Genomic DNA, 20,859 nt, shown 5'->3' with positions numbered 1-20,859 from the left:
GACTTATTGATTATTCAAATGGAGTAACTGGATCACCGCTTCATTATAGCCGCCCAGCGCATTCACATATTCGCTTTTGATAGCAATGGATTGCCCCGCGAGAATTACCCATTGCAGGTAGTCGATCTCCCCGGCCACAAACTGACGATCGGCGACGGTAATGATCGTCTCGGCATTGGGCAGGCCCTGCTCTTCGTAGTAGCGCAGGTTTTCGGCAAACTTCCGAACCTGCTCCTGCGCATTGCGCCACTCGGAGCGCAACCGTTGCCCCGTAAGTTCGGCATCGTTTTGCGCACGCATCCAGTCGATACGGGCGGCAGCGATTTGCGCGGTATGGGCCTTGAAAAAAATAGGGATATTGACTCCTAAACCATAGTAACCAAACCGGTCCTTCGCAGTGAGGTTTACTTCCTGTCCATTCAGCAGCTGCGTCCCCCGAAGGCTCTGATTGTTGTAAGCAGCCGAAAATTCGGGAAGCATTCTGGATTTCTCCGTCCGGTAACGAAAGTACGCCGACTGGGCAAGTTGCCTGCCGATTTCCATTTGCGGCAAATCCTGCACGCCGTCCGTTGCAGACAAGTTCAATGCAGCTATGCGGGGAGTCGTCCATTCCGGTGTGTATACCAATGAATCCTGCAACCAGAAATTGAACCGTTCGAGCACGATACGGAGGTCGTTCCGCACAAGATTGAGCTGATTGGCGATCTGCTGCTTCTGAGAGCTGGCGGCTGTTTTTTCCAGGACATTGGAAGCACCGCGCTCAAAACGCAGATTGGATTTGCTTTCAAACCCGGTGAAAATACTGTCGGCATAGCGCAGCAGCTTTTCGCGCTCTTTCAATACCGCATATTCATAAAAGACCTGCCGGACGCCGGTCCGTACTTCCTGCTCGCTGAGCTTCGTCCGGGCCTTCGCCGCCAGGTAGTCGGCTTCGCGCGCTTTACGCTGGTTGCTGTATACAGAAGGGAATGCGATTGTCTGGGTAATGCCAATCCGCATATCGTTATTCGGGCTGTTGAATTTGCCGTAATCGGCGCTAATACCCGTTTTCGCGATGTCAAACGCGCTGCCCCGCAGCTTATCCGCGGCCTGCTCGCCCATCCTGCTTCCCTTAATACTCCGGTTATGTGCCAATGCTTTTTGTATTGCCTCATCCAGGTTCACCGGGCTGTTTTGCGCATGCGCCATATTCGTAAACACCAGCAATAGCCCGATTACAGCGGCAACCCGCCGCGGCTTCAACTCCGGTTTATTTTTTGAATTAAACAACAGATACAAGGCGGGTAAGACAAACAGCGTGAGCAATGTAGCCGTCACCAATCCGCCGATCACCACTGTCGCCAGCGGGCGCTGTACTTCGGCGCCCGCACCATTGCTGACCGCCATTGGCAGGAATCCGAGCGACGCAACGGCGGCCGTCATCAGTACCGGCCGTAACCGGTTGCGCGTACCGGTCATGACCAGCTGCCAGGCGTCGGTAATGCGCCCCTCCTTTTTGATCCTGTTAAATTCCGAAAGCAGAACAATCCCGTTCAGCACTGCCACGCCGAACAATGCGATGAAACCAACGCCTGCCGAGATACTGAAAGGCATCCCACGTATGGCCAATGCGAATACGCCGCCAATAGCCGAGAGCGGAATGGCCGTGTAGATGAGCGCCCCGTCCTTCACCGAGGAAAACGTAAAATACAGCATCATGAAAATCAGTAAAAGCGCCACAGGCACCGCGATCCCCAGCCGGGCTTTCGCCTGTTGCAGGTTTTCGAATGCGCCACCATAGGTAATGGAATAGCCGCTCTCGAACTTGATCTTCGCCTCTACTTTCTGCTGCAACTCTTCCACGATCGACTGCACGTCACGGCCCCGCACATTAAACCCGACGATAATGCGTCGGCGCGTGTCTTCGCGCTGAATCTGGTTCGGGCCTTCGATTTCCCGCACGGCCGCGACCTGGCTGAGGGGGATTTGCAAGCCGGCCGGCGTCGATACCAGCAGATTCTGTACATCGGCAATGCTCCTACGGCCTTCCGCGCCTACGCGTGCCACGAGGTCGAACCGCTTTTCGCCTTCATAAATCTGACCGGCCGCTGCGCCTGCGAATGCGGCGTTGATAGTTTTGTTCAGATCGTCGATATTCAGGCCATATTTGGCGATTTCTGCTCGGTTGAAATCGATAACAATCTGCGGCATACCGGTTACCTCTTCAATGTACCAGTCGGCGGTGCCGTCTACGCGGCGGGCGATCTGGCCGAGCTGATCGGCGTAGGCCGCGAGTTTGTCAAGATCTTCCCCGAAGATTTTACAAACCACATCCTGCTTCGCACCGGTCATGAGCTCGTTGAACCGCATTTGAACCGGGTATTGGAAACCGGTCGTCACGCCGGGAACCACTTCCTGTGCCGTAGCGGCCATTTTGGTGGCCAGTTCAGGAAAAGTTTTGGCATGGGTCCATTCTGATTTGTCTTTCAAAACGATAATCATGTCCCCTCCCTCGATCGGCATCGGGTCGGTGGGAATTTCGGCGCTGCCGATGCGCGATACCACTTTGATCACTTCCGGGTAGTCCTTTTTCAACCGGTCGGAAATCCGGTTGATCGCGTCGATCGTGGTACTGAGGTTGGTCCCCACTAAAAGGCGCGTCTCGGTAGCAAAATCCCCTTCTTCGAGCTGCGGGATAAACTCCCCACCCATTTGACTAAAAAGCAGCACCGCGCCGCCGAAAAGCAAAAATGCGCCCGCTACCATCGCGCGCTTGAAGCGCAATGCACGCGCAAGCGCACGCTCATACACGCGTTCGATTTTTTCCATAATCCTGTCTGACCAGTTAGGCGCGTGGCTGATCTTTTTGCTGATCAGCAGCGAGCTGATCATCGGCACATAGGTAAGCGACAAAATGAACGCTCCCAGGATCGCGAATGCGACCGTCTGCGCCATGGGCTTGAACATCTTTCCTTCAATGCCCGACAGTGAGAGGATCGGCAAATACACGATGAGAATAATAATCTGCCCGAAAACGGCAGCATTCATCATCCGGCTGGCCGAGCCCGACACTTCGTCGTCCATCTGCCGTTGGTTAAGGCTGCCTATTCCGGCGTATTGGGGGGAGGTATGTAAATGGTGCAGGATCGCCTCGACAATGATCACCGCACCATCGACTATCAGCCCGAAATCCAATGCCCCGAGGCTCATCAGGTTACCGCTCACTCCGAACAGGTTCATCATCGCCACCGCAAAAAGCATCGACAGCGGGATCACCGACGCTACGATAAAACCGGCCCTTAGATTTCCCAAAAACAACACAAGCACAATCACCACGATCACCGCTCCTTCGAGCAGGTTATGTTCCACCGTTCCAATGGCGTTGTTCACCATTTTGGTCCTGTCCAGAAAGGGCTCTATTTCAAGCCCTTCGGGCAACGTCTTGCTGATCTCCGCGATCCGCTCTTTCACATTCCCGATCACTTCCGAAGAGTTTCCGCCTTTGAGCATCATCACAATGCCCCCGGCCACTTCCCCGTAACCGGCCATCGTGAGCGCGCCGTAGCGGATGGCAGGCGCAAAACGTACCTGCGCCACGTGGCTTACAAGCACTGGCACGCCGCTCCGGTTGGAGACCACGATCTGGTTAATGTCGTCGATCGACCCGGCCAGACCCAGACTGCGGATGTACAGCACAGTCGGCCCTTTCTCGATGTAGGCGCCGCCGGTGTTCTGGTTATTGCGGCTGAGCGCCGTGAGCACGTCCGTAATGGTAAGCCCCATCGCTTTCAACCCCGACGGGTCGACGGCCACTTCATATTGTTTCAGCTCCCCGCCAAAAGTGGAAACATCCGCGACCCCGGGGGTACCCAGTAGCTGCCGGCGGATAAGCCAGTCTTGCGTGGTACGCAGGTCGGCCAGCGAGTATTTTTTTTCAAAACCCTTTTTGGGCTTGACAACGTATTGATAAATCTCTCCAAGGCCGGTTGTGACGGGTGCCAGCTCGGGCTTACCGGCAGTTTCGGGCATATCCACCTGGGAAAGGCGTTCGGTAACCTGTTGGCGCGCCCAGTAAATGTCGGAATCGTCATCGAAAACGATGGAAACGAGTGAAAGCCCGAAACGCGACATGCTCCGGCTTTCTTTCAGGCCCGGAATGTTGGCCGTGGCCTGTTCGATCGGGAAAGTAATGAGCCGCTCCACGTCCTCGGTACCGAGCGACGGTGCGGTGGTGATGATCTGTACCTGGTTATTGGTGATGTCGGGAACGGCATCGATGGGCAACCGGGTCAACTCATAGATACCGCAGGCAACCCACAGCAACATGAATATCCCGATCACCAGCTTGTTCTCCACGGAGAACCTGATGATTCTGTTCAGCATATTGGTCGGAAAATAAATACACGTATACGCGCATGGCTACGTGAGCAGCTGCACGGACATTGCAGGGCGCGGAAGCCCCGGTTTTGTGTATTTATGCCCGCGGAGGACGGAAGAGTGAGCCGAGAACAGTACTGTAATCGACCTGCGGCACAGCGGGGCCGTATTCGGCCCTGACAGGAAGGTAAACCCGCTTAAATGTAAAAACAGGGGTATTCGGAACGAAGATAAAGTTGGACGTATGCGCTTCGACTTTTTTGAAAGGCAACTGCATATCCTTGTCGTCGTCGTTATCGTTCAGGTCCTTTCCCAGATAATGCATGGAAAGAAAATCGGCGAATGTGATTTCCTGGTTAAGCGACTGATGTTCGGCGAAGTGTTTGAGAAGCAAAGGAATCTTGTACACCTGGCAGAACGAAGTCGTGTCCAGGATGACTATGAATAAAATGATATTTCGCAATAGCCTTCTCACGGCGGTAAAAGTAACTCACGGGATCCTTAAAATCAACCGCAGGCTTCTTAAAATAGCGAAATTGTATCGAAACTGTCACCCTGAGCGCTGTCGAAGGGAAATGCGTGTGCAGATGCCCTTCGACTGCACTCAGGGTGACAGCCGGGTGTTTGAAATTAAAAAGTACAAATTTCTTCCAGCTTATTCACATTTAACTAGCGGCCGGTTCCGTGCAGGGACGCTAATTTGGATTCATCGTCCGCGATTTTCTTTTTAAGCGATTCGATGTTCTTGTTCAGCTTTTCGAGGTTCTGTACCGCCCTGCGAGCCCGTTTGGCGTCGCGGTTGGCCGAACCCGCACTTTTGCTGGCTCGCCGTGCGTCTTTTTTGTCCTGCGGGTTATTGCCCAGCTTCTCTGCCGCTATCTTGTTTTCTTCGGCGGATTTCCGTGCTTTCTCAGCGGTAGTCGCCACATCGTTGGTTTTTTGAGCAACCTGATTTTCCAGTTTGGCCAGTTCAAGCTTTCGGTCGTTCAGCCTTTTGCTGACTTCGAGTACCTGTTTCTGGTCTTTCAGCATGTTGATAGAGTCTTTGGACACCACCTGGGCCGACACTGACATTGTGATCAGCAGAAGTCCCAATACTCCTATTATGTCCTTGATTTTCATAATGGTTTTTAATTTAAATAAATGATAGAAACCTCTCCCACGCAAAAACCGTGCCTGGGAGCGTCGTTAAATATAGTGCTCTTGCAGGAATCAAACAATGATTTTAAGGGTTAATCCATAACGTTCCCGCGATGGGGGATCACTCTTATTATTCATTAAATCATCAACAAATTGAAAAATATGTTACGCTGGCCCCGCCTCGGGCTCAGTCTCGGATTAGCTTTCCTGCTCACTTCCTGCGACGATCTTTTTCAGTACAATCCCAACGAGGAAACGCTGCTCGACCGGGACAAGGACCTCACCGCCAAAAACATTGCGAGAATCAGCCAGTTGCCGGTTTCGGACACCACACGGTTTATCCTGATGGGCGACACGCAACGATGGTACGACGAGTGCGAAGACTTTGTACGCAGCGCTAACCAGCAAAAGAACATTTCTTTCGTGCTGCACGCAGGCGACATTTCCGATTTCGGCCTTACCCAGGAATTCAAATGGGTGAATGAAATCATGACCCGCCTTAAATATCCGTACGTCACGGTGATCGGCAACCATGACATTGTGGCCAACGGCTCGGCCACCTACCGCAAAATGTTTGGTCCGCTCAATTATGCATTCAGCTTCGGGCGCGACCGGTTTATTTTCGTCAATACCAATTCCCGCGAATACGCATTCGACGGTTCGGTACCCGATATCGCCTGGCTGAAAGCGCAGCTCGCCGACAACCCCGGACACCAGAATACGATCGTAGTCGGCCATGTCCCGCCCTTCGATGCCGATTTTGACAAAAACCTTGAAAAACCCTACACCGACGCCCTCGCCAGCGACCCTACCGTGAAGTTCTCCCTCTACGGCCATCAGCACCGGTTCTATGAAGGCCAGTTTTACGACGACGGCGTGAATTACCACCTCACTACGTCCATGGGCGCCCGTGGCTACATGGTGGTTTCGACCTGGGAAGGCGGTTATCATGTTGAACGGGTCAATTTCTGAAAGCCATGAAAAAGTATTTCCTATCACTCCTATTGTTACTCAGCCTGCACGGCATGGCGCAGGAAGTGGGCCTGAGGCCCCGTCGCGCCTGGTACCTGCCCGATCATCTGAAATTGCAGTTTGCCGGGAATATCGGCTTCCTTTCCGGCGGGCCCGGCTATGTCTCGCGGAACAAAACGCTGGAAACAGATTTGCTTTTCGGTTTTTTACCGCAAAAGTACGGCGGCGATGCGCTGGTAACCACGACGCTCAAAACGACCTATTCTCCCTGGCGCATCGGGTTGCGCGACAGCTATTATATCCGGCCTTTTTCAATCGGGGCTTACCTGAGCTATACCTTCGGACCGCAATTTGATACCAAATGGCCCTCCTACTACCCCTCGGGCTATTACTGGTGGGCCACGGCCATCCGACCAGGCGCTTACATCGGCGGAAAGGCAGGACGAAACGTGGTGTTGAACAACCGGCGCAGATCTTTTGAATTATACTACGAACTAGGCACCTACGATCTGCTCATTATCAGCTATGTACAAAACAAAAGCTTCCTGAAACTGCCCGACATTGTGAGCCTTTCGCTGGGCGTGAAATTCGGTTTCGATTAAATACGCTCGGTTTTCGAGGAAATATCGCGGATGATTTCATCGAGGGAGTAAGCCGAAGTAAGCACGTGGTCGAGCAACTCGTTTTTCTCGGTATCCGAATGCTGGTAGTTGCGGATCAGATCGATCAGGCCCATCAGTCTCGCGAGCGGCGCGCGTATGACATGCGACTGCATCCAGGCTATTTCCTGTAATTTGTGATTGCGCTCCTCGATCTCGCCGATGTATCGCAGGCGGTCGGTCACGTCGTGGCCGATCGCGATCCAGTGCGTATGCACGCCACGCGCATCCGCGACAGGCAACAGCGACAGGTTAATGAAAAACTCCTCGCCATCGCGGGCATAGCGCAAGGTGGCGCCTTTGAGCGCTTCCAGACTGTAAATGGCGTCCTGCAGCCGATCGAAATCATTTCGGGCCGGGCTGAAACCCCGCAGCGATGCCGGGCTTTTACCCACTATCTCCTCGGGGGAATAACCTGTAATGCGCGTAAATGCCGCATTGACGTACAACACTTTCAACCCTGAAATATCCTGAGGGTCGGATTCCGCTATGAGCACCGCATCATTGGTATTGGTAATGACCGATACCAGCAGTTTCAGTTCATGCTCTTCCTGGCGGGCCTTGGTGACGTCCCTCAGCACACCGATCATCCGCGTAGCCTTCCCCGACTGGTCGCGCCGGATGTAGCCAATCTCCTCTACATAGGCATACTCCCCGTCGGCCTTCATAAACCGGTAATCACTGCTCCATTTGTGCTGTTCCGGGTCGGCGAGCTGCAATTCAAGACTTCGATTAACCTGCTCCCTGTCGGACGGGTGCACCCGTTCTGCCCAGCACGCCAAAGGGTAATGCGTTTTTTCCGGTTCTTGCCCGAAAAGCCGGTAAAAACCATCCCCCCATTCGATGTGATCGCGCGCCAGGTCCCAATCGTAAATCGCGTCGTTGGTGGCCATGTTCACATATTCATGCCGCTCGTTCACATTCTGTACGAGCTCCGAGTTTTGCCGGTTCTCGAAAATCACTTTCAGAATCGAAGCGACCCGCTCGATTACTTTCAGCTCGTCTTCTCCCGGTACCGAAATGCGGTCATAATAGATCGCAAACGTCGCCACTACTTCATCGCCGACAATGACCGGATGCGACCAGCAGGCGCGCAGGTTAAGCGGCAAGGCCAGGTGCCGGTAGGTGTCCCACCTGGGATCGGTACCGATGTCGCTCACAATCACCTGCCGTTTCAGGAAAGCCGCTGTACCGCACGATCCCTCATTCTCCCCTATTGCCCTGCCATTGATCGCCTCGACATAGTCAGGTGGTAGCGAAGGCGATGCCAGCGTGTACAGCCTTTGGTTTTTAACAGCCAGCAACGAGCATTTCGAATGCGGGAACATCGCCTCCACGCCTCGCACATATTTGTCGAGCACATTGGCCAGCGGCGTACCCTTCACCGAATTCATTTCCAGAACGATCTTTTCAAGGTGTTCGAGGTTTTCCAGACGCTTGGCCTCCGTAATGTCGACCATTAATCCCCTCAGCGCAACGGCCTTTCCGCCTTCCAGGATCACCGAAACCACGTCTTTGATCCAAACCAGGCTGCCGTCGGCCTTCAACATGCGGTAGTCGAACGTATGGTTGCGCAGATGCTGCGTTTCACGGTGGCAATAGCGGACCGCCTGTTCACGATCTTCGGGATGAATATGATTTTTCCAGAAAAACGGGTCCGCAAGCCATTCCTCGGGCGTATAACCCAGAATATGCTCTACCTGGTCACTGATAAAGCTGAATTTAAAAGTATCCGCATCGGCCTCCCACACAATCCCGTCGACCGTCTGCACGAGCGACTCGAACTGCCGGTGCGACTGCAAGAGTTCCTGCTCCACCTTCTTACGTTCGTCGATATCGTGGATAACGCCGTAAATCCGGGTACAAATTCCTTCGACGATCTCGGCTTTGCCCGTCACGCGAACCCACTTTTCGTTACCGGCCCAGGTCACGATAACCAGTTCGAGGTCCATTAGTTTACCTGTCACGATCGTTTCCTGCACGGCTTGCATAAATGCATCGCGGTGCGCGCCCGGGCGGTAAAACTCCATGGCCGTCGTAAAGCCGGGCTGGTAATCGGCCGGCACCTCGTGAATATCCTTCACCACATCCGACCAGTTGATGACCTCGTTGATCAGATCGGCCTCCCAGCTGCCAATACGGGCAATGCGAAGCGTTTCGTTCAAAAATTTTTCGGAGGTGAACGGGCTGTGCGTCTGCCGGGCCATGGTTACTTCGGTCACGTCCGTCACCGTACGGAGAATACATACAATTTCGCCGGCCTCATCCCTCACGGGCGTATTGGTGGCCAGCAGGTATTTGACGTCCTGCCGCCCCTCCGTATCCGGCGGCAAAATGTATTTCGTAGCAGGCGACTGGTTGGGTAAGCCGTCCGCCACGAGCTTTTCGAGCAGGTTGTTCCAGGGTGGCACGCGGTTGTAGGGATTATTGGGGAATGCCTCATAAAAACCCTTACCAACCAGCTTCTTACGATCCATGCGCACCATATCCAGGTAAGCATCGTTCACTTCGGCGATGGTAAATTGGGGCATATCCGGAAGCACCACCATACTTGGCGAAGGAAGAAATTTGAATACCTGACTCAAATAATGATCGATCATATCGTTTGTCGGCCAAAACGGCCTGATGCACAGTTCCCCTAACGATAGCAAATAAACGTCAACCGCAATTTCCGTCGGTCTAAAACCCTATTATTCGTACAATTTAAAGATATTTTCAACGAAAAGAGGCAATTTAATCACTATATTGGGATTGAAGCCTTAAATACTCTCATGAAAACGATTATACCTATCGCTGCCCTTTCGTTGCTGACGGGCATTGTTCCAGCCGAACGTCAATCGCCGGGATCCGCCTCATACCGGAGCGCGGGCGAAATTGCGGTCTGCGGCCCCTCGTACCAGAATCCCGGGGCGCCCATGCTTAATGGAAAATATGTGGTAGCACTTCCGGGTTGGGGCGATTTTTCCTACAAGGTTTCGACCAGCTCCGACAGCTCGCAGTTCTACTTCGATCAGGGCCTGAATATGTATTATGGTTATCATTTCAAAGAGGCGGTCGCATCGTTCCGGGAAGCCGGCCGCATCGATTCCGCCAATGCTATGGCGTTCTGGGGCCAGGCGCTGGCGATGGGTCCTTACTATAATGCGGCGCACCTTTACACCAAACCAGCCGAAGTAGCGGAGGCGCTGACTAAAATGAACGCTCTGACCGCTCACGCCACGGAAAAGGAAAAGCTGCTGATCGACGCTATGAATGCCCGTTATTCCGACGATCCTGCCGACGCCAAACGCGCCGAACTTAATCAGGCCTATTCCGACAAGCTCAAAAAACTGGTAGCCGATTATCCGGAAGAAAATGAGTTCAAGCTGCTCTATATCGACTCCCAAATGCTGATGCACGCCTGGGATTTCTGGAAAAAGGATGGTACTGCCAAACCCTGGACGCCCGAACTGGTCGCATTGTGTGAAAAGGCCCTGAAAGCCGCCCCGAAACATCCGGCTGCCCTGCATTACCACATTCACCTTACCGAAGCCTCCAAACATCCCGAAGTGGCCCTCGCGAGCGCGGAGGCTCTGCGCGACCTGCTTCCGGGCGTTGCGCACATGGTGCACATGGCCAGCCACGAGTACGAACGCAACGGCCTCTTTGCCGAAGGCGTGGAAGTGAATAATCTCGCCGATGATGCGCTGCTGAACTATGATATGCTGGCAAAAAACCTGTCACTCAGCAAGCATTCCCCCCATTACTTTGCCGTACAAACCTATTGTGCGCTGAGCGCAGGCATGTATAACGACGCGATGCGCTATGCGCAGCGCTGCCGACGGAGTGTAGCGCCAAAACCAGAAACCACTTACGATCAATACCTTTACATGCTGCCGGTCATGGCGCAGGTAAGAATGGGCAAATGGCAACAGATCCTCTCCGATTCGGTCACACCCGATCCGAAATGGACCTATGCCAGCCTGCTGTCCGATTTTGCCAAAGGAATTGCATTCGCCAACACGGGCCGTCCCGATTCAGCAGCTGCCCGATTGGCAGCCCTAAAACTTAAAATTCAGGACCCCGTTTTGACCAAACGGAGAATCCCGTTCAACTCGCCGGTGGAAATAGCCGCCATTGCCGAAAAAGTACTGGAAGGTGTAACCGCCATCTCACGGAACCAACGCACAAAAGGCATTGCCGCTTTGGAAGAAGCCGTTAAACTGGAAGACCGGCTCATTTACACGGAACCCAAGGACTGGCCGCTGCCATCCCGCCAGTTTCTGGGTGCTTACCTGTTGAAATCGGGGAAACCTGCATTGGCTGAAAAGGTCTACCTTGATGACCTGGTCTATAACCCGTCGAACGGCTGGTCGCTGGTGGGGCTGTCACAAAGTCTGAAAGCACAGCGGAAGACAAAGCAAATAGCGGGCATTAAGGCGAAATACGAGCGTGCGTTCGCCAAAGCCGAGCAGATTCCGACCGGCTCTGTCTTTATCAGGTAAGCTTGCTTTTCCACCTTATCCGGGATTGTTTATGAGTGTGTTCAAAATCGGCCGGTCGGGCCGGAATGCCATTTTTTCCGCCACTTTGGTTGCCGGTACGCTCGATATCCTGGCGGCATTTCTGGTGTATGCAGTCATATTGGAGAAAACCAGTCCGGCACGCATACTGATGTCGATTGCCAGCGGTATCTTCGGCAAAGCGGCTTATTCGGGCGGTACGCCGATGATCATTACCGGCCTGCTGCTGCATTTCCTGATCGCCTTTATTTTTTCGGTGTTTTACTACCTTATCTACCCCGGTCTGTCCTTTCTGCGACGTCGGAAGCTCGTCAGTGGTGTTCTTTACGGCATATTCATCTGGCTGGTGATGAACCTCGGTGTTTTGCAGATCGTGTTCGAAGGGATACCCCTCCCCGATCCCGGAGCCGCATTGCTCGGCATAACAATCCTGATCGTCGCGGTGGGTATACCCATTGCGTACATTGTGCCTGCCTCGCGGCGGTGATTAGTCCCATGAAAGAAATATATCAAGACAAAGTACAGGCCTATAAAATAACGGCAGCAGGCTTTGTACCGGAGCTCAACAGCCTTTCCTACACACGGCTGGCCGTCTTTCTGATGACCGGCATTCTGATCATGCGGTTTGCTGCCTTCGGCTGGGTTATTCCCGTCGTCTTGACGGGCTTTATCGGCGCTACCTGGTTCGCATTTACCTTACGCAGGTATAACCGGCTTACCGCCGACAAAAAGCATATTGCGTTTTTGATTCAAATCAACGAAGCTGAACTCCGGCGGATGGATAACGACCTCTCCGCCTTTCCGGCCGGGGCGCAGTTTCTGCATCGAGGCCACGATTACGCCGCCGATCTCGACATTTTCGGGCATCATTCGCTGTTTCAACTGCTCAACAGAACAACCACCGAATCCGGCTCGCGGCTGCTGGCGGACTGGCTTACCGTCCCTGCCGACCACGAAACCATCACTGACCGCCAGGCAGCCATACGCGAACTGGCCGGTAAGCTCGACTGGCGGCAGAAATTCCAGGCTTCGGGCATGTCATTTGAATCCACAAATAGCGACTACGAGCTGCTCCTGAAATGGGTCGCGGAGGAACCGTGGTTCTTGTCGTCCCGCAAGACGCTACGGGCGGTCAGCCTGTCGCTCGCGGCTGCATCCAGCATGGCATTGGGCTACTTCGTGTACCATTTCCTCTTTCACCTCCCCGACCTCACCGCCCGCCATTTGCTCCCATTGGTCCTTACTTTGATCATCAACGCCGTTTATCTAAGGAAATTCAGACAAACTGCCGAGCAAATTATATCGGGCACGCAGCAGAATATCGGCGTCATCGCGGCCTATCAGTCCCTGATTCGAACAACTGAAAAAGAACAGTTTGAAGCAAAATCATTAAACGAGCTACAAACGATTTTTGCCCAAACAGGCAATCCGGCCTCTACTGAAATCGGTGCGCTGAAAAACATACTGGAAATGTTCCAGCAAAAAGGCACGCGCAATACCATCGGCAAGAATGCCTTTTACGGGATGATCAATAACCTCTGGCTGATCGACGTCCACCTGATCCTCAAAACGGAAGCCTGGAAAACACGAAACCGTGCGCATATCGGCCCCTGGATTGCGGCGGTAAGTGAACTGGAAGCACTCGCCAGCATTGCGGGGTTTGCCCATTCGAACCCTCATTACACTTTTCCCGAAATAACCACCGAGTCGTATCAGATTGATTTCAAATCCGTTGGCCACCCGTTGTTAAAGCAAGAGAAGCGGATCTGCAACGACTTCGCCATGCAGGGCCGCGGAGCCACCACGATGATCACCGGCTCCAATATGGCCGGCAAAAGTACTTTTCTGCGAACGGTGGGCATTAATCTCGTGCTCGCATTTGCCGGCGCGCCATGCTGCGCGTCATACGCACGCGTATCGCCACTGCGGGTGTTCACGAGCATGCGTACGCAGGATAACCTCGAAGAATCGGTGTCGTCGTTCTACGCGGAATTGCAGCGGATCGAGCAGTTGCTGAAACTCGTGAGCGAAGGCGAGCCCATTTTTTTCCTGCTCGACGAGATGTTCAAAGGTACCAACTCCCAGGACCGCTTCCGTGGAGGCGTGTCGCTGATCCGCCAGCTGGGCGAGCTCAACGCCTCGGGTATCATTTCCACCCATGATCTGGACCTGGCCCGGCTCACCAAAGACCTGGCTATTGAAAATTACAGTTTCAATAGCACCATCCGGGATGGGCAAATCTCATTCGACTACCACCTTACGCCGGGCATTTGTACCGATTTTAATGCCAGTGAACTGATGAAGCTAAGCGGGATACGCATATTGTCCGATAGCTGCATTTGATCCGCTTTCCGCCGCCTGTCGTCAAATCAATTTCCCGGCGCGCACCCGGCATCTTTCCTTTGCAGCAGGACTTTGGATGACTCACATGATGGATCGCCGTGATTTTATGCAAACAGCCGCGCTGACAACGGGTGGTCTGCTGCTTTCATTTTTTATACCTGATAAATCTATGGCTGCTACTTTGCCGGCACAGGTTTTTTCGCCCAATGCACTGCTGCGGATTGATACGGACGATACTATCGGCATTATTCTCAACAAAGTAGAAATGGGCCAGGGCATTTGGACGACGCTCGCCATGCTCATTGCCGAGGAACTGGATTGCGACTGGGCGCGCATTCGTGTGGAGCACCGGGTGATCGAAGGCCCTCACCTGGACGAAAGCATGTGGGTACTCTCCACCGGCGGTTCCGATACGGTCCGATCCGAGTTTGACCGCTATCGCACCACGGGCGCCGTCGCACGCACGATGCTCATCCAGGCGGCTGCACAGCGCCTTGGTATTCCACCCGAACAATGCACTACCGCGGGTGGCTACGTGCACGCGGGAGCCACCCGACTCAGCTATGGATCCCTGGCTGCCGAAGCGGCCCGCCTGCCGGTCCCAAAAGTAAAACTTCGCAGTCGCAGCGAATGGAAGCTGATCGGCGCTCCGCCGGGCGGCGACACGCCGCGAAAGCTGGATGTGCCGGATAAAGTGAATGGGAAAGCCCAATACGGCATTGATATTCAACTCCCCGGGCTACTTACCGCCGTACTCGAACGCTCTCCGGTATTTGGCGGGAAGGTCAAATCGTACGATGCTTCGGGCGCACTGCGCATCCCGGGTGTCCGGAAAGTGGTGCAGGTGCCAGAGGGCGTCGCCGTGTTGGCCGATCACACCTGGGCCGCATTGCAGGGGCGAAAGGCATTGCATGTTGAATGGGATACCAAAGACAACGGCAATCCGGATACCGCACAGCTGTTCGCGCAGTACCGTGAAGTGGCCAGCCAACCGGGCATAGTGGCACAGTCCAAAGGAGACGTAGCAAACGCCTGGCAGCAGGCCCGATCTGTGTACGAGCAGGACTTTTATTTTCCTTTTCTCGCCCATTCGCCTATGGAAACCCTCAATTGCACGGTAAAATTGACGGCGGATAAATGTGAAATATGGACGGCCACGCAATCCAATTTGCTCCATCGGCAGGAAGTGGCCCGGTCGCTGGGTTTCAAAGACGAGCAGGTAACGCTCTACACGCCTGCCATGGGCGGCAGCTTCGGCCGGCGCGGCTCATTCGGGAACGACTGGGTGATGGAGGCTGTGCACATTGCCCAGGCCAGCGGCGAGGCTGTGAAGTTGATCTGGACGCGGGAAGACGATATTCGCGGCGGCTACTACCGGCCAGTGTATTTACATAAGGTCAAAGTGGGCATGGATGCGGCCGGATTGCCCGTGGCCTGGGAGCACGATGTCGTCGGGCAGTCGCTTTTTGTGAATACGGTCCTTGAAAAAGACATTGCGCCCAACGGGCTCGATTACAGTACGATCGACGGCGTGAACGGCTCGCCGTACATTACACGTTGCCCCGATCATTCCGTTGTGCTGCATACCACTGCCAACAATGTCCCGGTGCTCGCCTGGCGCTCCGTTGGCAATACCCATACGGCGTTTGTGATGGAAACGGTCATCGACGAACTGGCTTTTCGCGCGGGCGTCGATGCCGTTGGATACCGCAAAAAACTGCTGGCGGGCCATCCCCGGCATCTCGCGGCGCTGGCTACCGCCGCCGAAGAAGCGGGCTGGGGCAATGCGCTGCCGGCCGGTCATTTCCGCGGCGTGGCGGTGCACGAGGCGATGGGCAGTGTGGTGGCCCAGGTCGTTGAAATATCCTATTCCAACCAGAACCTGAAAGTCCACCGCGTAGTATGCGCCATCGCGTGCGGGCTCGCGGTGAATCCCGACGGTGTGAAGGCCCAAATGGAAGGCGGTATCATTTACGGGCTCACAGCGGCATTGTTCGGCGAAATCTCGATTGAAAACGGAGCTATCCGGCAAAGCAATTTCCACGATTACCGCATGTTGCGAATCGAAGAAGCCCCGGCCATTGACGTATACATCGTGGAGGACGACGGAAAAATGGGCGGTGCCGGGGAGCCAGGCGTCGCGCCCATCGCACCGGCACTGGCGAATGCATTCTTCGCCGCCACGGGCAAGCGCGTGAGAAAGTTGCCTTTGCTTTCCAATATTTGATAAATTAGGGTATGCAAAAGGCCGTTTCCAAATTGTACCACATTCCGTTCTGGCTCGCTTACCATTATTTGTGGTGGGTGGTCGCGATGGGTAATCCCTGGAAGGCCGCGCACAGCATTCTGTTTTCGCCTTACGCCGTCAAGTTTGCGTTCTATGTGGTGCTGCAAGCGGTGGCGGTGTATTTCAATTTGTATTACCTCATTCCTAAATTCCTGGAAAAGGGGCGTCTCAAACCCTATATCGCTTACCTGGGCATTACCCTGCTGGGCACCGCGCTGACCATTGTGTCAGGCTACTACGTGAGCGCATGGCTTGCGCATCAGTCGGTGGAAGCGCTTTTTGGAAGGGATACCAATTGCTTCTTCTATTTCTTCGGCGAAGCAATGCCTTCGACGCTGGCTAGTACGACGCTGGCCATGAGCATTAAACTTACCAAAAACTGGATCAGTACCGAGCGGCGGAAGCAGCTGCTGGAAAAGGAAAAACTCGAAACCGAATTGCGTTTTTTGAAATACCAGTTTAACCCGCGTTTCCTGTTCAACAGCATCAATTCGATCTTTTTCCTTATTCATAAAAACCCCGACGCTGCATCCTCGTCGCTGGCGAAGTTCTCGGAATTGCTGCGACATCATTTGTACGAGTGCAACGACGAGCTCGTTCCGCTCGGCAAGGAAATTACGTACCTGCATAACTTTATCGCGCTCGAAAAGCTACGCCAGAATACCAGCGTGACCGTTACGACCGATATTCCCGACGAACTCCCTCCCGACGCGGGCATTGCGCCATTCATTTTAATGACTTTCATTGAAAACGCTTTCAAACATGTTTCCAAAGACCACGACCGCGCCAACCGGATCGGGATACGCCTGCAAATGGAGGAAAACATACTTGAATTTGAAGTTGCCAACAGTACTTCCCCTCAGGCTACCAGACAAGCCCTGCATTACGGCGGGATAGGCCTCAAAAATGTGCAGCGCCGTCTCGACCTCATTTACCCCGGCCGGCACAAGCTGGTAATACGGCATCATAACGGGGTATTTCAAGTGAACCTTCATCTGACATTGGTCTCCCAAGCAATGTTATCAGCCGATCAGGTAGCCCTCCAATAGCACTTTATTTTGATTTACTTTTATTTAAAATTCTTTCATTTTCTTTCGCAATGTTAATCCAACCGTAACGTGTCGTTAACGGACCGATAACATTACCAACCTACTTTTGTGGCGGATTTAGCGGTCAAACTTCCCCTCTCTATACGTATACGATCAAGCGGCAGTATTCATAACTGCGAACCGAAACACATTCTATTTCCGGGTTACGATACCGTAGCTTCGGAGGCAATGCCTGTGCCATGCATTTGAACGAAGTACCAATAACCAAACGAACAGAAAAAATGATGAAATTAATTACTGCACGTCTCGGACTATGCGCATTCCTCCTGCTTTGGGGCCCCCAAACGCGGGCACAGGGGAATGAAGCGTCCATTGTCGGGAAGGTCAGCGAAGGGCAAGCCGGGCCGGTTGTAGGCGCTACGGTTTTTGTCAAAAACGAATCCACGGGTTTCAGCACGGGTACGGTCACGGATGCCAATGGTGACTACATTATCAAACAGTTGCCGCTCGGGTCGCCTTACTCCATCACCGTTTCGTTTATCGGTTATGGTGAGCAAAAAAAGACCGGATATTCATTGAACCAGGGCGATCAGCTCCGGCTGAACTTCGCGCTGGAAGCTGCTTCGAACGAGCTTAAAGCCATCGATGTCGTCGCAAACTCACTGAAAAATACCGTAGTAACATTGGGTGCTTCTACACCCGTTACGGCACGCGACATCGCTCGCCTACCCGTGAACGGCCGAAACTTTTCGACGCTCATCGACCTTTCACCATTAAGCAACGGTAACAGCCTTGGCGGCCAGCTTGGGTCTTCAACCAATTACAGTATCGACGGGATGACCTCGCGCGGTACCATCGCGGGCGGCAGTACATCGGGTGCCTACTCGATTTCGATGGAAGCCATCCGCGAATTCAAAGTGGTAACCAACGAATATGATGTGACGATGGGCCGTGCAGGCGGCGGTACGATCAGCACCGTAACCAAGTCAGGTACCAACCAGCTTTCGGGTAGCGCATTCGCCTTCATGCGTAACGACCAGCTTTCGAGCAAATACGATCTCCGCGGTAACAAACGCACGCAGGAGTTTTCAACTTACCAGTATGGATTTTCACTCGGAGGCCCAATCATCAAGGATAAGGCGCATTTCTTCGTGGCTTGGGACCACCAGGCCGATTCCCGTCCACTTTACATTGCCAACATCCTCAGCCCTGCCGACGAGGCTGCCAACCGGGTTACCAATGCCACCCTGGAACGTTTCGTTGGCATTGCACGCGATAAATACGGTGTATCGGGCAACCCGCAGTATGGCGCATTCGACAAAGCCAAAGGTACCGACGCCATTTTTGCCCGCATCGACTGGCAGCTCAACGCCAGGAACCTCCTTACGATCCGCAATAACATGGTGATCGAAAACGACGCGCTTTCGGAAGGCGACAATTCGGGTATCAACTTCTATGAGTCGTACATCGACAGGAAAAAGTTCGACAACAGCCTCATGGCTTCGCTCCGCACGACCCTGAATCCGCGCGTGATCAATGAACTGAAAGTGCAGCATTTCTACGAGGATGTTCAGGTACTTCCCAGTTCAGAGCTTCCTTCGGCAGGTATTCCGCGTGCGATTGTCGAGAACGTAGAATCCACTTCCGGAACAGCCAATTACCTGACTTCGATCCAGATCGGCGGTCAGCGCTTCTCGCCCGAATGGTTTAAAGGAACGGTCGTTCAGGCTGTTGACAACCTGTATTACAATACCGGAAAGATCAACTTCACATTCGGTATCGACATGATGTACAACCTCATGCACTCGCGTTACGGGAGTGAAATGAACGGCCGGTTCTATTTCACGGGTATCGATAATTTCAACAACCTGAAACCTTACCGCTACGCCCGCGAGATTTATCTGAATGAAGACCAGAGCAATAAAGTAAAATCTTTGAGCACCGGTTTGTACGCACAGATGGATACCAAGCTGGGCTTCGGCCTCGACATGACGGCTGGTTTGCGCCTCGATAACACCGTGTATCTCAATCGTGCGAATTTCAGCCAGGTGGTGTTCGATGAGCTGGGTATCAAAACCAACAACCGCATTAATACCATTCAGTTACAGCCGCGCGTGCAATTTACCTGGGACGTAAACGAGCAGAGCAGGGACGTGATCCGTCTCGGTGCAGGGGTATTCGGTTCCGCATTGAACCCTTATTCGATGGTGAACAATATGCTGTTCGACGGTTCGAAAGTGGCTTCGGTAGAAATACAGGGCGACCTTGTTCCTTCGCCTAACTTCCCGCTCTACCGCCAGGACCCCAGCAAAGCACCCGGTGCAGAGTTGTTCAATATCCCGGGTATCGAGCGCCTGGTGACAATCAATACCAACAGCCCCGACGCCAAGGTTCCGGTTTTGTATAAAACCAATATCTCATACAACCACTTTTTCAGCGATCGTTTGCGTATTGGTGTGACCGGATATGCGTCATGGGCACGTAATAACTACATGTACATCGACCGCAACATGGTGGACGAGCCGTTCTTCCGCATTGCCGCCGAGGCCAACCGCGGCGTGTACGTGCCTGCCGAGAGTATCAATAAAACCAATGGTGCTACCAACTGGCTCAACAGCCGTAGGACAAAGCAAGTGGGCCGCGTGCTCGAACTCGTGAGCGACGGTAAGAAAAATCAGTATGCATTGGTGATTGACGGTACTTACAAGTATTTCAAAGACGGACAAATCACCGCATCCTACACCTGGAACGATTCGAAGGACAACACGTCCTACAACGGAAATGTAGCGAATACCGCTACCCTCGACCAGATGGTGGTAGACGATCCCCGCGACCTGAGCCGCATGAGCTATGCCAACAATCATTTCCGCAATAAAATCGTCGTGTACGGTAGCTCTCCTACCCTCTGGGGCTTCTCGCTCGGTGTACGTTACTCGGGCATTGGTGGTACCCGCTACTCGCTGGCGGTAAGCGGCAACATGAACGGTGACTTCGTTTCCTCCAACGACTTGCCATACATATATGACCACAACAGCGCAGCAACGCCGGAATACATCCGTACAGGCTTGAAAGCGATCCTCGACAACCCTGAGGCGGAAGAGAGCATCAAAGAATTTATCCGCAGGGACTCGGGCAAAATGGCCGAGCGTAATGGGGGTGTGAACGGCTTCTATGGCGTGTTCGATGTACGCCTTGGCAAGAAGTTCAAAATCTATAAGAAACACGCCATCGAGGCTTCCATCGATGTGTTCAACTTCGCCAACCTGCTCAACAAAGACTGGGGCGTGGGTACCAACCTTGGCAAGCAAAACCTGTACACAATCAGAAGCTTCGATAAGGCTAAAAACGAGTTTGTATACAATGTCAATAAAGGTGCGGGTGTATCCAGCCTGAACGGTAGCCCCTACCAGATCCAGGTCGGCCTTCGCTACTCATTCTGATCTATTTTGAATGAATACAAAAACCGGCTCCCCGCGCGTGCAAGCATCCGAATGCCGCGCTGGCGCTTGCGCCGAAACTTCTCGTCGGCCGACGGCAACGTCTACCCGGAT

At 53.5% G+C, this 20,859-nt stretch carries 12 protein-coding genes; 8 read left to right on the top strand and 4 right to left on the bottom strand.

What is annotated here, in order from left to right:
- Positions 1-3: 3 nt before the first annotated feature.
- From J7619_RS07915 to J7619_RS07905, 3 genes are all read right to left on the bottom strand, one after another.
- Complete coding sequence (locus J7619_RS07915; RefSeq protein ID WP_291196686.1) at positions 4-4,362, bottom strand: CusA/CzcA family heavy metal efflux RND transporter; 4,359 nt, start codon at positions 4,360-4,362, stop codon at positions 4-6.
- Between the two features lie 91 nt (positions 4,363-4,453).
- A complete protein-coding gene (locus tag J7619_RS07910; protein ID WP_291196684.1) occupies positions 4,454-4,831 on the bottom strand; it encodes a hypothetical protein in 378 nt (125 codons plus the stop codon).
- Between the two features lie 194 nt (positions 4,832-5,025).
- Complete coding sequence (locus J7619_RS07905) at positions 5,026-5,478, bottom strand: hypothetical protein (protein WP_291196683.1); 453 nt, start codon at positions 5,476-5,478, stop codon at positions 5,026-5,028.
- Between the two features lie 180 nt (positions 5,479-5,658).
- On the opposite strand from J7619_RS07905, the gene J7619_RS07900 reads away from it, so the two are divergent.
- The gene (locus J7619_RS07900; RefSeq protein ID WP_291196681.1) at positions 5,659-6,468 is read left to right on the top strand and encodes a metallophosphoesterase; all 810 of its coding nucleotides are present in this window, start codon (positions 5,659-5,661) and stop codon (positions 6,466-6,468) included.
- Positions 6,469-6,473: 5 nt separating this feature from the next.
- On the top strand, positions 6,474-7,070 hold the full coding sequence (locus J7619_RS07895) for a hypothetical protein (protein ID WP_291196679.1): 597 nt from the start codon (positions 6,474-6,476) through the stop codon (positions 7,068-7,070).
- On the opposite strand, the gene J7619_RS07890 is transcribed toward J7619_RS07895, so the two are convergent.
- Positions 7,067-9,727, bottom strand: coding sequence for a PAS domain-containing protein (locus tag J7619_RS07890; RefSeq protein ID WP_291196678.1), 2,661 nt, complete (start codon positions 9,725-9,727; stop codon positions 7,067-7,069). The genes J7619_RS07895 and J7619_RS07890 overlap by 4 nt on opposite strands.
- A 171-nt stretch (positions 9,728-9,898) precedes the next feature.
- Between J7619_RS07890 and J7619_RS07885 the strand changes: the two genes are divergently transcribed.
- The 6 genes from J7619_RS07885 to J7619_RS07860 all read left to right on the top strand — a co-directional run bounded on the left by J7619_RS07885 (position 9,899) and on the right by J7619_RS07860 (position 20,748).
- The gene (locus tag J7619_RS07885) at positions 9,899-11,611 is read left to right on the top strand and encodes a hypothetical protein (RefSeq protein WP_291196677.1); all 1,713 of its coding nucleotides are present in this window, start codon (positions 9,899-9,901) and stop codon (positions 11,609-11,611) included.
- Between the two features lie 31 nt (positions 11,612-11,642).
- Positions 11,643-12,116, top strand: coding sequence for a DUF1440 domain-containing protein (locus J7619_RS07880; RefSeq protein WP_291196676.1), 474 nt, complete (start codon positions 11,643-11,645; stop codon positions 12,114-12,116).
- An 8-nt stretch (positions 12,117-12,124) separates the two neighbouring features.
- On the top strand, positions 12,125-13,972 hold the full coding sequence (locus J7619_RS07875) for a MutS-related protein (protein WP_291196675.1): 1,848 nt from the start codon (positions 12,125-12,127) through the stop codon (positions 13,970-13,972).
- A 169-nt stretch (positions 13,973-14,141) separates the two neighbouring features.
- A complete protein-coding gene (locus tag J7619_RS07870) occupies positions 14,142-16,199 on the top strand; it encodes a xanthine dehydrogenase family protein molybdopterin-binding subunit (protein ID WP_291196674.1) in 2,058 nt (685 codons plus the stop codon).
- A gap of 11 nt (positions 16,200-16,210) precedes the next feature.
- Positions 16,211-17,308: a sensor histidine kinase gene (locus J7619_RS07865; RefSeq protein ID WP_291196673.1), complete on the top strand. Its 1,098-nt coding sequence runs from the start codon at positions 16,211-16,213 to the stop codon at positions 17,306-17,308.
- Positions 17,309-17,589: 281 nt separating this feature from the next.
- On the top strand, positions 17,590-20,748 hold the full coding sequence (locus J7619_RS07860) for a TonB-dependent receptor (protein WP_291196668.1): 3,159 nt from the start codon (positions 17,590-17,592) through the stop codon (positions 20,746-20,748).
- The last annotated feature ends 111 nt before the right edge of the window (positions 20,749-20,859 follow it).

This window comes from Dyadobacter sp. (genome assembly GCF_017744695.1).
Classification (GTDB): domain Bacteria; phylum Bacteroidota; class Bacteroidia; order Cytophagales; family Spirosomataceae; genus Dyadobacter.
The sequence above is the reverse complement of the archived record's forward strand: the minus strand, read 5'-3'. Positions and strand labels throughout refer to the sequence as shown.

Bases quoted from the DNA above. Each gene is read 5' to 3' on its own strand.
- J7619_RS07915 (WP_291196686.1), bottom strand. From the start codon at position 4,362: ATGCTGAACAGAATCATCAGGTTCTCCGTGGAGAACAAGCTGGTGATC.
- J7619_RS07905 (WP_291196683.1), bottom strand. From the start codon at position 5,478: ATGAAAATCAAGGACATAATAGGAGTATTGGGACTTCTGCTGATCACA.
- J7619_RS07900 (WP_291196681.1), top strand. From the start codon at position 5,659: ATGTTACGCTGGCCCCGCCTCGGGCTCAGTCTCGGATTAGCTTTCCTG.
- J7619_RS07895 (WP_291196679.1), top strand. From the start codon at position 6,474: ATGAAAAAGTATTTCCTATCACTCCTATTGTTACTCAGCCTGCACGGC.
- J7619_RS07890 (WP_291196678.1), bottom strand. From the start codon at position 9,727: ATGATCGATCATTATTTGAGTCAGGTATTCAAATTTCTTCCTTCGCCA.
- J7619_RS07885 (WP_291196677.1), top strand. From the start codon at position 9,899: ATGAAAACGATTATACCTATCGCTGCCCTTTCGTTGCTGACGGGCATT.
- J7619_RS07880 (WP_291196676.1), top strand. From the start codon at position 11,643: ATGAGTGTGTTCAAAATCGGCCGGTCGGGCCGGAATGCCATTTTTTCC.
- J7619_RS07875 (WP_291196675.1), top strand. From the start codon at position 12,125: ATGAAAGAAATATATCAAGACAAAGTACAGGCCTATAAAATAACGGCA.
- J7619_RS07870 (WP_291196674.1), top strand. From the start codon at position 14,142: ATGGCTGCTACTTTGCCGGCACAGGTTTTTTCGCCCAATGCACTGCTG.
- J7619_RS07865 (WP_291196673.1), top strand. From the start codon at position 16,211: ATGCAAAAGGCCGTTTCCAAATTGTACCACATTCCGTTCTGGCTCGCT.
- J7619_RS07860 (WP_291196668.1), top strand. From the start codon at position 17,590: ATGATGAAATTAATTACTGCACGTCTCGGACTATGCGCATTCCTCCTG.